The sequence below is a fragment of the Bacillus sp. FSL M8-0266 genome (assembly GCF_038613425.1).
In the GTDB taxonomy this organism is placed as follows: Bacteria; Bacillota; Bacilli; order Bacillales; family Bacillaceae; genus Bacillus; species Bacillus pumilus.
Genome location: NZ_CP152015.1, coordinates 2,670,569 through 2,684,910 on the forward strand (window position 1 = coordinate 2,670,569; position 14,342 = coordinate 2,684,910).

11 protein-coding genes are annotated in these 14,342 nt (G+C 41.7%); 1 reads left to right on the plus strand and 10 read right to left on the minus strand.

The annotated features are described in order from the left end of the window. Positions 1 to 74 precede the first annotated feature (74 nt). The 8 genes from mutM to MKY83_RS13805 form a co-directional block, all read right to left on the minus strand. Positions 75 to 908, minus strand: coding sequence for a DNA-formamidopyrimidine glycosylase (mutM, locus tag MKY83_RS13770; RefSeq protein WP_065098575.1), 834 nt, complete (start codon positions 906 to 908; stop codon positions 75 to 77). Positions 909 to 936: 28 nt separating this feature from the next. Beyond that, positions 937 to 3,576 (minus strand): DNA polymerase I, encoded by a 2,640-nt coding sequence (gene polA, locus MKY83_RS13775; protein ID WP_065098576.1) that lies wholly within the window; start codon positions 3,574 to 3,576, stop codon positions 937 to 939. 254 nt (positions 3,577 to 3,830) lie between these two features. Continuing rightward, on the minus strand, positions 3,831 to 5,573 hold the full coding sequence (locus tag MKY83_RS13780; protein ID WP_065098577.1) for an ATP-binding protein: 1,743 nt from the start codon (positions 5,571 to 5,573) through the stop codon (positions 3,831 to 3,833). After that, on the minus strand, positions 5,566 to 6,294 hold the full coding sequence (locus MKY83_RS13785) for a response regulator transcription factor (protein WP_342487425.1): 729 nt from the start codon (positions 6,292 to 6,294) through the stop codon (positions 5,566 to 5,568). Before MKY83_RS13785 ends, MKY83_RS13780 begins: the two co-directional genes overlap by 8 nt. A gap of 186 nt (positions 6,295 to 6,480) precedes the next feature. Next, a complete protein-coding gene (gene mdh, locus MKY83_RS13790; RefSeq protein WP_007501693.1) occupies positions 6,481 to 7,419 on the minus strand; it encodes a malate dehydrogenase in 939 nt (312 codons plus the stop codon). Positions 7,420 to 7,453: 34 nt separating this feature from the next. Beyond that, a complete protein-coding gene (icd, locus tag MKY83_RS13795) occupies positions 7,454 to 8,725 on the minus strand; it encodes an NADP-dependent isocitrate dehydrogenase (RefSeq protein ID WP_044139289.1) in 1,272 nt (423 codons plus the stop codon). 149 nt (positions 8,726 to 8,874) lie between these two features. Continuing rightward, positions 8,875 to 9,993 carry a citrate synthase gene (citZ, locus tag MKY83_RS13800; RefSeq protein ID WP_342487426.1) on the minus strand — a complete coding sequence of 373 codons (1,119 nt, stop codon included), beginning with the start codon at positions 9,991 to 9,993 and terminating at the stop codon, positions 8,875 to 8,877. Positions 9,994 to 10,368: 375 nt separating this feature from the next. Continuing rightward, positions 10,369 to 10,833 (minus strand): DUF441 domain-containing protein, encoded by a 465-nt coding sequence (locus tag MKY83_RS13805; protein ID WP_044139290.1) that lies wholly within the window; start codon positions 10,831 to 10,833, stop codon positions 10,369 to 10,371. A gap of 100 nt (positions 10,834 to 10,933) precedes the next feature. Between MKY83_RS13805 and ytvI the strand changes: the two genes are divergently transcribed. Continuing rightward, on the plus strand, positions 10,934 to 12,052 hold the full coding sequence (gene ytvI, locus MKY83_RS13810; protein ID WP_065098579.1) for a sporulation integral membrane protein YtvI: 1,119 nt from the start codon (positions 10,934 to 10,936) through the stop codon (positions 12,050 to 12,052). A 25-nt stretch (positions 12,053 to 12,077) separates the two neighbouring features. On the opposite strand, the gene MKY83_RS13815 is transcribed toward ytvI, so the two are convergent. Both MKY83_RS13815 and pyk read right to left on the minus strand, forming a co-directional pair. Continuing rightward, on the minus strand, positions 12,078 to 12,467 hold the full coding sequence (locus tag MKY83_RS13815; RefSeq protein ID WP_065098580.1) for an FxsA family protein: 390 nt from the start codon (positions 12,465 to 12,467) through the stop codon (positions 12,078 to 12,080). Between the two features lie 104 nt (positions 12,468 to 12,571). Continuing rightward, positions 12,572 to 14,332: a pyruvate kinase gene (gene pyk, locus MKY83_RS13820; RefSeq protein WP_065098581.1), complete on the minus strand. Its 1,761-nt coding sequence runs from the start codon at positions 14,330 to 14,332 to the stop codon at positions 12,572 to 12,574. Positions 14,333 to 14,342: the final 10 nt, after the last annotated feature.

Consider the following 14,342-nt stretch of genomic DNA (forward strand, 5'->3'; position numbering starts at 1 on the left):
GTCTACACCTTGCTGAAAAATGAATGTTTTTTATCGTATGCATAGCAAAAAGGAAGCATGCTCATGGCTAAGTTTTATTGAGGACGTTTTTGGCAGGTCACACAAAAGTGCGTGCCGCGCCCTCCGACTACTGTTTTCTCAATGATGCTTCCGCATGTTTGGCAAGGCTCTCCCCGCCGGTCATATACAAGAAGCTGCAATTGAAATGTGCCAATATCTCCTTGTGAGTTGATATAAGAACGAATCGTGCTTCCTCCCGCATCTACCGCCACTTGAAGCGTATCGATGATCTGTTTGTGAAGCACCTTGCAGGATTCCAGGCTGAGCTGATTCGCTTTTGTTTCTGGATGAATCCCTGATTTAAACAGGACCTCATCTACGTAAATGTTACCAAGTCCTACGACAATCTTTTGATCAAGCAGTGCTGTTTTGACCATTCGGGTTGTTTTTTTCAATTTCTCCCATAAATACTCAGGAGTGAACTGTTCATCAAATGGTTCATATCCCAGCTGTGATAGCGGGAGTTCCTTTTCCTCTTCACCCGGCTGAAATAAATGCATCGTGCCAAATTTACGCACATCATGGTACCGAAGCTCCGTCCCATCTGTAAACGTAAAGACGACGTGTACGTGTTTATCATAAGGCTCATGCGCTTCATGTACACGGTATTTCCCTTCCATCCTTAAATGAGAGACCATCACATAATGGTCTAAATGAAAGAGAAGGAACTTCCCTCTTCTTTCAATGGTTTGTATGGTTTCTCCTACCATTCTTCTTGCGAACTCTTCCGGCTCCCCAGGACGTTTGATGATGTTTGGCCATTTGATATCGACCGTTTCAATCGTCTTTCCTTCGACTAACCGCTTGAGAGTGCGCCGGACGGTTTCAACTTCTGGTAATTCCGGCATGCTCCTCGCTCCTTTTTCTCTCTATTATTTATTTCGCATCGTACCAAGATGGACCTGAAGAAAAATCAACTTTTAGCGGCACATCAAGCTGAAGTGCATTTTCCATGACTTCAGGAACAATCTTTTCAAGGATGGCGATTTCTTCTTTCGGCGCTTCGAAGATCAATTCATCGTGCACCTGTAATAAAAGATTTGTCTGCAGGTTTTCTTCTTTGAGCCTTCGCGCCATATCAATCATCGCTTTTTTAATAATATCGGCTGCGCTGCCTTGGATCGGTGTGTTCATGGCTGTTCGTTCTGCAAAGCTTTTGATATTAAAATTACGACTTGTGATATCTGGGATATATCGTCTGCGTTTGAGAAGCGTCGTGACGTAGCCTTTTTGTTTCGCTTCCTGGACGATTTCTTCCATATAGGTTTTCACGCCTTTAAAGCTTGTTAAATAGCGCTCGATAAATGCGGCGGCTTCTTTTCTTGTGATCCCAAGGTTTTGAGAAAGTCCATAATCGCTAATTCCGTATACAATACCAAAGTTTACCGCCTTGGCTTGTCTTCTCATAGCGGAAGTCACTTCATCTTCTGAGACATGGAACACATCCATCGCTGTTTTCGTGTGAATGTCCATGTCCTGCGTAAATGCTTCGATCAAATTCTCATCTTGTGAAATATGAGCAAGTACACGCAGCTCGATTTGTGAATAGTCAGCTGCAAACATGAGCCAGCCTTCTTTTGAAGGAACGAATGCTTGACGAATCTTCCGTCCTTCTTCTAAACGAATCGGGATGTTTTGAAGGTTTGGATCTGTTGAGCTTAATCTTCCTGTTTGGGTGAGTGCTTGATTAAACCTTGTATGCACTTTATGGGTATCCTTGCGCGTTACTTTCATTAACCCTTCTACATAGGTCGATTGCAGCTTTCCGATTTGCCTGTAGTGCAGAATGGATCGAATGATTTCATGCTTATCTTCAAGCTTTTCAAGCACATCTGCAGACGTTGAATAGCCTGTTTTTGTCTTCTTGATAATCGGGAGACCTAATTTTTCAAAAAGGATGACACCAAGCTGTTTAGGAGAATTGATGTTAAACGTTTCTCCTGCTAAGCGGTGAATGGTTTCTTCATATTCTTTAAGCTTTTTCGTTAATTCTTCACCCATTTTCTCTAGGCGCTTTAGATCTACCTTTACTCCAAGAGATTCCATTTCGCCTAAGATGAGTGCTAACGGCAGCTCTAAATCTTCATATAGTTCATGCTGATCATTTTTTTCTAATGCTTCTAGTGTTAAATCATGCAAGGCTGAGATCGCCGCTGCTTTTCGTCCAAGATGTTCTTTCAGTTCATCTTCAGGTGGAATCGCCTGTTTTGCTCCTTTTCCGTATACTTTTTCATCAGAAAGAGCGATATTCAGACCATATTCCTTCGCTACACTTGCGACGTCTTCATATGATTTCTGCGGGTTGACGACGTAGGAAGCGAGCAGAACATCATTGTCGACACCTTTTAGGTCGACATCATGCCATCTGAGAGCGACAACTGCTCTTTTTGAATCAAAGACCCATTTTTTCTTCGTTTCATCCTGTACCCATTCTTTAAATGCATCTGATTGAAGCGCATCTTCTTTCGTCATAAAAAACGCACCATTTTCATTATGGATCGCAAAACCGATCAAATCCGCTTCGTGATAATTATCTCCAAGCTGTTCTACCACAAGGGCTGCATGATCTGTCAGTATATCGCCCGTTACAGTTGTCATTTTTTTCACTTCTAATGCGTCTACTTCAACCTGTTCATCTGTTTCTGGTGCTTCTCCTAGACGCTCTAGCAGGGTTTGAAAGCCTAGTTCTTTATAAAGAGAGATCACTTGATCCATGTGTGGACCTTCGTAGGCGAGATCTTTGCTCGACACATCAATAGGTGCTTCTACGAGAATGGTCGCCAGCTCTTTACTCATGACTGCTTGTTCTTTATATTCTTCAAGCTTTTCTTTGAGCTTTTTCCCGCTCACTTCATCAATATGTTCAAGCAGGTTCTCAACTGTTTCAAACTGCTTTAACAATTTAATGGCTGTTTTTTCGCCTACACCTGGGACGCCTGGGATATTATCTGATGAATCTCCCATCAGCCCTTTCATATCAATGATTTGATCTGGTCGCAAGCCATATTTTTCTTCAATATGAGCAGGTGTGTAGTATTCTACTTCTGTGATGCCTTTTTTCGTAATAGCCACTGTCGTATGATCTGTTGAGAGCTGGGTTAAGTCTTTATCTCCTGTGAAGATTTTGACTTCAAAGCCGTTTTTTTCTGCCTCGACAGCCAATGTACCGATAATATCATCTGCCTCATATTGAGGAAGCTCGTACCTTTTCACCTGATAGGCATCTAATAGTTCACGGATGAACGGCATTTGTTCTGATAGCTCTGGCGGGGTTTTTTGTCTTCCGCCTTTATATTCTTTAAATGTCTCGTGGCGGAATGTTGTTTTTCCCGCATCAAATGCGACGAGCATATGGGTTGGCTTCTCGTCCTCCAGCATCTTCATTAAGATCATCGCAAAGCCATAAATAGCATTTGTATGTACGCCTTTATCATTTGATAATAGCGGCAAAGCAAAGAAAGCTCGATATGCGAGGCTGTTTCCATCCACTAACACTAATTTCTTTTTGTCTGTCATGTTTTAATCCTCCATCGGCTGAGCCATCTCAGCCGTCTCTTTCACACATTGTATCTTCATTTTATCAAAGTTTATTTTGAAAAGAAAATAGTCGAGCCTGCATAAAAAAGGGACGAAAACAACAAGTGTTTTCGTCCTTCCAAAATTGGCTCCTTGGATGAAGGGGTTCCTATTCATCCTATCAATGAATGTTTAACAAAACATGAATTCATTGTAAAGATCATGTAAATTTTAACGTGACTTTCCTTTTTTCTCTATGTCGATTTCAGGCTCACTGTAAAAGTCGTTCCTTTACCTTGTTTGCTGCCGACAGAAATTGTTCCTTCATGCGCCTCCACAAGGTGTTTGACAATGGCAAGCCCAAGACCTGTACCGCCTGAATTCCTGCTTCTATCTTTATCAATTCGATAAAATCTCTCAAATATTCTTGGAATCTCACTTTTCTTCATACCAATTCCTGTATCTGCTACATCAAATTCATAGGCACCTTTTCGCGGTCTTGCTGAGATGGTGACACTTCCTCCCTCTGGTGTATAGGTAAGGGCATTATTAACGAGATTGAGAAAGATTTGCTTTAACCTTAGCGGGTCTGCCATGACATAGACCGGTTCTTTTGGGACACGCACATGTAATTGAATGCCTTTTTCTGTAGCCTTTTGACTTAACAGCACTTGAATCTCCTGGATGATTTCTGTCGCATTGGCTTCTTGAATATTCAGCTTGAATTGCTGTTGCTCAATTTTAGAAAGATCAAGTAAGTCTTGAATCAATGTTTCTAGACGGACACTCTCTTTTAAAATGATAGAAAGAAATTCTGTCAGTGCTTCTTTGTCATCAATCGCGCCATCAAGAAGGGTTTCAGAAAATCCTTTAATCGACGTAATCGGTGTTTTTAACTCATGAGACACATTGGCGACAAAATCTTTTCGCATCTGCTCCAGCTGCTTCGTTTCTGTCACGTCATGAAATACGAGAACAATTCCTTTCCATTCATCGTCTGTACTTAAAATGGGTACACCATCCACTTGGAAGTAGCGGCGTTCAATGTCAACGGCTAGACGTAAAAACTTCCGCACCTTCGTTTCTGTCATGAAAATCTCGTCAATTAATTCGATAATCTCTTCATGGGTAAACGCTTCGTGATACAGCTTGTGCATGTAAATGTGCTTTTGCACCTTAAACTGCTTGCGGAAGGTTCGATTGACGAGGTGGATATACCCCATCTTATCAATCAATATAATCCCCGCTCCAATATTTTCAATGACCGTTTGCAGCCGGTCTCTCTGCATTTCACCGGCACTTGTCATTTCTTGAAGACTTCCTGCCAAACGCTTCATGGAAGTATTCAGTTCACTTGTTTCAATCATCAGCTCTTCATAGTTATTCGTATCATAGTTCCCGCGTTCTAGCTGTTTGGCTACCTTTGTCGCATAATCAATTGGTTTCACATATTTCATCGACATGCGGTACCCAAAGAAAACGATAATGATAATCGCCGAGCCAAGACAAAAGGCTAATGCAAGCCAAAGCTGGCCGTCAATTTCATTTAAAGGCTCGTATGACGCATGAAGAAATAAATAACCCGCTGGTTCGTTTTGTTTTAAGATCGGGACAGCATAATGGAAAAGCGCATCCTTCTCATCGTCAATAACGACCCCTTTTGTTTGGAGACGTTCATTGTTTAGTGTGTTTTGAATGACGGCCTTTTGTTCTGCTTGACCCGTTGTATGTATGATATTCCCCTTTAAATCCACAATCGACGCATTCATATCAAAATGCTGCTTTGCCTGGTTGAGGACCTCTTTGTTTTGCTTCGCCTTTAGATCATCACCATTCATAGAAGACAGGAGAAAGCTCGATTCCTTTTCCATTCGTTCTGTTAATTTTGTTTCATAGAAAACATGGAACATGTGATCCAGGAAAAGACCAAGTGCCACAAACACAATAAAAAGGAGAAAAATGAGTCCCGAAAACAGACGGGTTCTAATTTTACTCATTTGACTTCGGCTCCTCCAATTTGTAGCCTAAGCCGCGAATCGTTTTAATGTATGTTGGTTTTTTCGTGTTCTTTTCAATTTTGTCCCGCAAGTGACTAATATGGACATCCACAATACGAGTGTCACCTGCAAAGTCATAATTCCAAACGGCACTTAGCAATAAATCACGCGTGAGGACACGTCCTTTATGCTTCGCCAAATAAAGCAGTAGTTCAAATTCTTTTGGCGTCAGCTCTAGACGTTTTTCTTGGAAATAGACTTCGTAGTGTTCTGGTAAAATGCGCAGTTCACCAATTTTGATTTGATCTGCAACGATTTCTTCCTTCTCCTCTTGCGTGGGGGCAGGCTGAGATTGCTGTGCTCTTCTCAAGATGGCTTTTACCCGAGCACCCACTTCTCTAGGACTGAATGGCTTTGTCATGTAATCATCGGCCCCAAGCTCAAGACCTAGCACCTTATCAAATTCATCGTCCTTTGCTGTCAGCATTAAAATAGGGAACATCATTTTTTGAATTCTCAGTTGTTTGCACACTTCAATGCCGTCCATCTTCGGAAGCATTAAATCTAATACAATGAGATCAGGCTGTTCACTTGTTGCTTTTTCAAGCGCTTCTTCCCCGTCTCTTGCTGTGACGACATCATAGCCCGCTCTTTCAAGGTTATAGCTTAGAAGTGTTACAATCGATTCTTCATCATCCACAACTAATATTTTTTTATTCATGTTGTGCCTCCAATTAGTGATTTCCCCTGCATCCGTTTTTTGTATCTTATGTGAAAAGCGAGAAGTCATGCTTTCTCTTTCATTTTAACGAAAGCTTAACAAGAGAACAATTTAAAATTTCGACAAGATTTGTTTTGTAAACAAAAAGAAGACTCCTCATACGAGAAGCCTTCTTTTTTATTCATATTAAGACAATACTTTCATGACATTCTTAACTGATTCAACAGAACGGTCAAGCTGACTTCTTTCTTCTTCTGTCAGCTCAAGCTCGATGATCTGCTCAAGGCCGTTTCCACCTACGATTGTTGGTACACCTAGGTAAATGCCTTCGTAGCCATATTCACCTTCAAGGTAAGCAATCGTCGGCATGACGCGGCGCTGATCTTTAAGGATCGCCTCAACCATTTCGACTAGTGAAGCAGCAGGTGCATAATATGCACTACCGTTACCTAACAGGTTCACGATTTCGCCGCCGCCTTTTCTTGTTCTTTCAACAATTGCATCAATTCGCTCTTTAGGAATCAATGTTTCAAGCGGGATACCGCCTGCATAAGAGTAACGAACAAGAGGAACCATGTCATCGCCATGTCCACCAAGCACAAAGCCCGTCACGTCTTTAACAGATAGGTTTAATTCTTGAGCAACGAACGTACGGAAACGTGCTGTATCAAGAATGCCCGATTGTCCAATGACTTTTTCTTTTGGTAATCCTGATTCTTTATAAACTGCATACGTCATTGCATCAACAGGGTTTGTTAATACAACAATGATGGCTTCTGGAGAATATTTAACGATTTCGCGTGTCACACTGCGCATGATTTTTTCATTTGTTGACACGAGATCGTCACGGCTCATTCCCGGCTTTCTTGCAATCCCCGCCGTAATGACCACGACATCAGAACCGGCTGTATCTTCGTAGTTAGAAGTTCCTGTAATGTTTGCATCGAAGCCTTGAACAGGACTTGCTTCCAGCATATCAAGTGCTTTCCCTTTTGTTGGGTTCTCAAGCTGCGGGATATCGACTAATACGACGTCCGCTAATTCTTTTTGAGCCGTTAGAAATGCTGTAGTTGCTCCAGTAAAGCCTGCTCCGATAACAGATACTTTTTTACGCTTGTTTGCCATTTCCTTTTTCCCCTTTAACTTTAAAGTTTAAGAATCAAGACAAGTTTTTGATGAGCTCGTCAGCAAACTCAGAACACTTCACTTCTTTTGCGCCATCCATTAATCTAGCAAAATCGTAAGTGACGACTTTTGATGCAATTGTATTTTCAACAGATTGAATCACTAGATCAGCTGCTTCCTGCCAGCCAAGGTGCTCAAGTAAAAGCACGCCTGATAGAAGAACAGAAGATGGGTTCACTTTATCAAGACCAGCATATTTAGGTGCTGTTCCGTGAGTCGCTTCAAAAATAGCGTGTCCTGTTTCGTAGTTGATGTTCGCACCTGGTGCGATACCAATTCCACCAACTTGTGCTGCAAGAGCATCAGAGATGTAATCTCCGTTTAAGTTCATTGTTGCCACAACATCGAACTCAGCTGGACGAGTTAGGATTTGTTGAAGGAAAATATCTGCAATGCTGTCTTTGACAATAATTTTGCCAGCAGCTTCTGCTTCACTTTGCGCTTTGTTTGCCGCATCTTTTCCATCTTGTTCCACAATACGATCATATTGTGCCCATGTAAAGACCTTGTCGCCAAACTCTTTTTCAGCCACTTCGTAGCCCCAGTTTTTGAAGGCACCTTCTGTGAATTTCATGATGTTTCCTTTGTGAACAAGTGTCACAGACTTACGGCCTTGGTCGATTGCATATTGGATAGCCGCTCTGACAAGGCGAGAAGTTCCTTCTTCAGAAACTGGCTTGATTCCGATACCTGATGTTTCTGGGAAACGGATTTTGTTTACACCTAATTCGTTTTTCAAGAAGTCAATTAACTTCTTCACTTCGTCTGATCCTTGTGCATACTCGATACCAGCATAGATATCTTCTGTATTCTCACGGAAGATGACCATATCTGTGTCTTCTGGACGTTTCACAGGAGACGGTACGCCTTTGAACCAGCGAACTGGACGTAAGCATGTGAATAGATCAAGCTCTTGTCTAAGTGCCACGTTTAACGAACGGATTCCTCCGCCGATTGGTGTTGTCAGTGGTCCTTTGATTGCGATTAAGTATTCACGAATGTCTTCAAGTGTTTGCTCAGGAAGCCATTCTCCAGTTTTATTGTAAGCTTTCTCACCGGCATATACTTCTTTCCAAGTGATTTGCTTTTCACCTTTATATGCTTTTTCTACAGCGGCTTCAAGTACTCTTGATGCTGCTTTCCAAATGTCAGGACCGATTCCGTCCCCTTCGATAAACGGGATAATTGGATTATTTGGTACATTCAATACGCCGCCAGTAACTGTAATTTTTTCGCCTTGTGACAATGATATTACCTCCCAGGTTATGTAGTGAATATTTGAAACTTCTTGGCTTGATGTCTGCAAGCGAAGAAGTTTTTCACATGATTCGTTTTTTGTTGATATGGAGGCTGATTGGCCTTCTTGAGGATCAGCCTCCGCTTATTCTATAAACATTAGTCTCTTTCACTGATCGGAACAAACGTTTGAAGATCAGGTCCAATGTAGTCAGCTCTTGGACGGATGAGACGATTGTTGTCATACTGCTCTAAAATGTGAGCAATCCATCCAGAGAATCGGCTGATCACGAAAATTGGTGTAAACAAGTCATGATCAATCCCAAGACTGTGATATACAGATGCAGAATAAAAATCAACATTTGGTGGAAGATTTTTCTCTGATGTCACGATTTCCTCTGCGCGAACAGACATTTCATACCATTTCGGCTCGCCAGTCAGGTTTGTTAAACGCTGGCTCATTTCTTTTAGATGCTTTGCACGCGGGTCACCTTGACGGTATACACGGTGGCCAAAGCCCATAATTTTTTCTTTCTTCTCTAGCTTACCATGAATATAGGAATCTACGTTTTCAACTTCGCCAATTTCTGAAAGCATCTTCATCACGCCTTCGTTGGCTCCGCCATGAAGTGGTCCTTTCAGCGCACCGATAGCCGCTGTTACACCAGAGTAGATATCTGATAGTGTAGCAACACATACACGCGCTGTAAATGTCGATGCGTTTAATTCATGATCCGCATGTAGAATGAGTGCCTTATCAATTGCCTCAATTTCTACTGGTGACGGCTCTTCGCCATTTAGCATATACAAGAAGTTCGCAGCATAGCAGTATTCTTCTTTTGGCTGTACAGGCTCAAGTCCCTTACGAATACGTGAAAACGCAGCGACTAGTCCAGAAATTTTCGCCTGTAAGCGAATGGCTTTTCTGTAATTCGCTTCTTTGTCCATAATCTCTGATTCGTCATCAAGTAATCCTAGTAAGGATACCGCTGTACGAATCGCAGACATTGGATGAACCCCATCCAGCGAATACGATTTAAAGTGCTCAATGATTTCTTGCGGAATGTGAGCATTTTCGTTGAGCTGCTGTTTTAACTCACTCAGCTCTTGCTCATTCGGCAGCTTTAAGTGCCATAACAGGTAGACAATTTCTTCGAATGTAGCTTTTTCAGTTAAATCATCGATATTGTACCCTACATAAGTAAGAGTATCATCAATAATTGAGCTTACGGATGAAGTTGTTGCCACAATACCTTCAAGACCTCTTGTTGCTGTCATGTTCAATCTCCCCTTTTTAAAAAGATTCCCCTTCGTTGCAGAATTCTCGCTTTTTGAAAGCGCTATCCAATCCGAATAAGACGGCAGGTTCAGAAAAGAAAATGCTTACATTTACCTATACGGTTAGAGCGCTTTTAGCCTCATATCTCTTGTGTGATCAATGAGTTCAAAATTAAGCCTATTCCCATTATAAACAATAATCAGACATTTGTTAAATGTTTAACTATAATTTTTTTTGATATTTTTTTTTCCAGTCTTCCATATCAGGCATGGAATAAAGGGATTTTGCTTCTTTTATTATATTTAATTATGTTTTTTTGCAAAAGCTCACGCAAGAAAAAAATAAAAAAGAAAGTGGCATGAACCACTCTCTTTTCAACCGCTGAAAAATTTCACAGCCTGCATCGCCAAATAAGCAATTCCTGCTCCGATCAGCGGACCGACAGCTACACCTTTAAATAAGCTAACTGCCAAAATCGTCCCGAACACAAGCGCTGCCGTGATATGCGGATCATTTTCGAGTAGCACAATACCGTTTTTTGCGATTAATGCTACTAATATACCCGCTCCAAGTGCAATCCAAGCATAAGATGATTTCATGGCTTCTCCAAGCTGCTTAAATCCAATGTCACCTGTTGCAATAGGAACAAGCACAGCAATTGTAATGACGGTGACCCCCCAATTGATGCCTTTCGATTGAAGAACTGGGAAAATTTTTTGATCCAAACCAATCAGTTTAATCCCAATGAGCACAGAAACCGCTAAAATTAATGAATTGTTTTTTGCAATAAGTGCAATAACGAGTAAAAGAACCAAAAATAAATTTGCTTGAGTAAACATACGCCGCCCCTTCCTTTCTTTTTATTGCGACCTTTTCATATTACTAATCTTTTTGAATAAAATGAAGTATCGGACATGCTTGTTTTTTGGAGGGGATTGTGTGAACCACACCTATATGGCCATTTTTCTACGAAGTTTGATGATGATCGGCATTGCTGTATTTGCGGTTGCCTTTTTATATCAGTCTTTTCCTTTTTTATATCCTTTTTGGATTGCACTTATTGTATCCTGCCTGATTCACCCTGCTGTATGCAAAATAGAAGAGATCACCGGAATGCCGAGAGGATTTGTTGTAGTCATTGTACTACTGCTCTTTTTAGTAGTAGCAGCCGGTTTCATCACACTCTTAGTAGCAGAAATCATTTCAGGAAGTGCTTATTTGGCAAAGGTTCTGCCTGGTCACCTTGATCAAATGATTGGGATTGTGGAACAGTTTTTTACAGATAAGATCCTGCCTTTGTACCATGATGTAACCGCCCAATTTAATACACTTCAAGCAGGTCAAAAGGAATCGATTTTGGGACAAATCCAAGCGCTAGGCGATGAAGCTGCCGCAAAAATAGGGACTTTTCTTTCAAAAACACTCGAGCTCATCCCGGCTTTTTTAGGTCTTTTGCCTGATGCAGCCGCAACCCTTTTGTTTTCTGCACTGGCGACTTTTTTTATCACGAAAGATTGGTTTACATTAAAAAAATATGGTTCTCGTATCTTTCCCGCAAAATGGATGCAGCATACACGAGCCATTTTATCTGAAATCAAAAAAGCCATTACCGGTTTTATGAAGGCGCAGCTTTTGCTTGTTGCTATGACCATCGGCCTTGTCGTCATTGGACTGATCATCTTAAAAGTCGAGCACGCCCTTGTCATTGCTTTATGTATTGGGTTTGTCGATTTACTTCCTTATATCGGTAGCGGCACTGTTTTTCTGCCATGGATCATTTACTCTGCTATGACAGGAAACCTTTCACTCGCCATCGGGCTCGGCATTTTGTATATTGTCGTGCTCATTCAAAGACAAATTTCAGAGCCAAAAGTCTTAAGCAAATCCATTGGGCTTAATCCTTTAGCCACCCTTGTGGCACTATTTGTCGGGTTAAAATGGTTGGGTTTCCTCGGACTCGTCATTGGCCCTGCCTCCCTTGTCGTGTGGCAAGCATTTCGTAATGCAGGTGTTTTCAGGGATATCTATCAGTACATTCGGTACGGCATGCAAAAGTAAAAGAGACCTTCAGCTCAAGGTCTCTTTAGCGAATAATTGTATAGCGACTGCGATTAGACAGTTTCCTGAGCCAGCGTTCAAAAAGCGGCTTGATTTGCTTTCTCGTCATCGGAATGAGCAGCAGCGCACCGATGATATCCGATAAGAAGCCGGGAATGAGCAGAAGTAGACCGCCGATTAGAATGCAAAAACCATCGACAATCGTTACCCCTGGCATTTTGCCATATTGTAAATCTCTTTGCACTTTTTGAAAAGCTTCGATTCCTTGTTTTCTTGCAAAATAAGCACCTAATGCACTCGTGAGTACGATCATCAGCATCGTTGGCAAAATGCCAATGATTTTACTTGATATTAAAAATAAACTGATTTCCACTGCAGGGAACAGAATCAATAATAGTAGCAAATATTTTTTCAAGCCATATCACCTCATGGGGTATCTTTCACCCGAAAGCTGTTTTACTTTTTTTAGTGTAACATAAAAAAAGAGAGGAGTCAGACAACTCCCCTCGTGTGTATCATTTAAAGGACGCTTGCACGGCCTTTGTAGATCGCTCCGCGTGCCGGATCTACTGTAATTTCTTCGCCTTCTTTTAGCAGTGTTGTAGCACCATCAAGACCCACAATCACTGGAATGCCCAGGCTAAGTCCAACGACTGCTGCATGGCTTGTTAAGCCGCCTTCTTCAGTGATCAAGGCAGATGCTTTTTCTAAAGCACCCATCATGTCACGGTCTGTACAGTTTGCGACAAGAATCGCACCATCGTACATTTTTTCCTCTGCTTCTTTTCCGCTTTGTGCAATGACAACCGGTCCAAATGCAGATTTACGGCCAATTCCTTGACCTTTCGCAATGATGTCACCGACAACATAAACTTTCATTAAGTTCGTAGTACCTGTTTCACCAACTGGCACACCAGCTGTAATAACGATTAAATCGCCATGTCTCACATAGCCTGTTTCAATCGACTTCTCGACTGCATTCTCAAGCATTTCATCAGTAGATGTCGTTTTTGATCCGCTCTTTGCAAATACACCGAATACGAGAGACAGCTTTCTCGCTACTGATTCGTTTGCTGTGACTGCTACGATTGGTGCTTTTGGTCTATATTTTGAAATCATTCTCGCTGTATGACCGCTTTCCGTAGGTGTCACAATCGCTGCAACGTCAAGCTTCATCGCTGTATGTGCAACAGATTGACCAATGGCATCTGTAATGCTGACATCTACTTCTTCGCTTCTACGAGAAAGAATGGCTTTATAGTTGAGTGCATCTTCTGAACGTGATGCAATGTTATGCATCGTTTGTACAGCTTCCACTGGATATGTTCCTGCTGCTGTTTCACCAGAAAGCATAATCGCATCTGTGCCATCAAAAATAGCATTTGCCACGTCACTTGCTTCCGCACGAGTTGGACGAGGATTACGCTGCATGCTGTCAAGCATTTGGGTCGCTGTGATGACTGGTTTGCCTAAGCGATTGCATTTTTTGATCAGCATTTTTTGAACAAGCGGTACTTCTTCTGCCGGGATCTCTACACCAAGATCTCCACGTGCAACCATCAAACCGTCTGATACCTCAAGGATTTCATCGATGTTATCAACACCCTCTTGGTTTTCAATTTTAGGAATGATTTGAATGTCAGCCGCGTTATTCTTTTCAAGAAGCTCACGAATTTCAAGAACATCAGAAGCTCGTCTCACAAAAGAAGCTGCGATGAAATCGACGCCTTGTTCAATTCCGAACAGAATATCATTGGCATCCTTTTCTGTAATACCTGGCAGGTTCACACTTACACCTGGTACGTTTACACCTTTTTTGTTTTTGAGCGTACCTGTATTCATGACCTTTGTGACGATTTCTTTGCGGTCCATGTTCAGTTCTTTGACTTCTAAACCAATGAGACCATCATCTAACAGAATCGTTGAGCCTACTTCTACATCATGAATTAACTCTTCATACGTCACACTAATTTTTTCCGTATTTCCAACAATGTCTTCCATACTTACGATAAGATCTGCACCAGCGACTAGCTCAATTGAGCCGTTTTCAACTGTACGTGTACGGATCTCTGGACCTTTTGTATCAAGAAGGATCGCAATGTCCTTGCCTAATGTTTTACCTGCTTTACGAATGTTTTCGATGCGTGCACCATGCTCTTCAAAATCTCCATGAGAGAAGTTTAGTCTGGCTACATTCATTCCTGCTTCAATCAATTCAGTCAGCTTTTCAATGGTTTCACTTGCTGGACCGATTGTACAAACGATTTTTGTCTTTCTCATTACTGTTCCT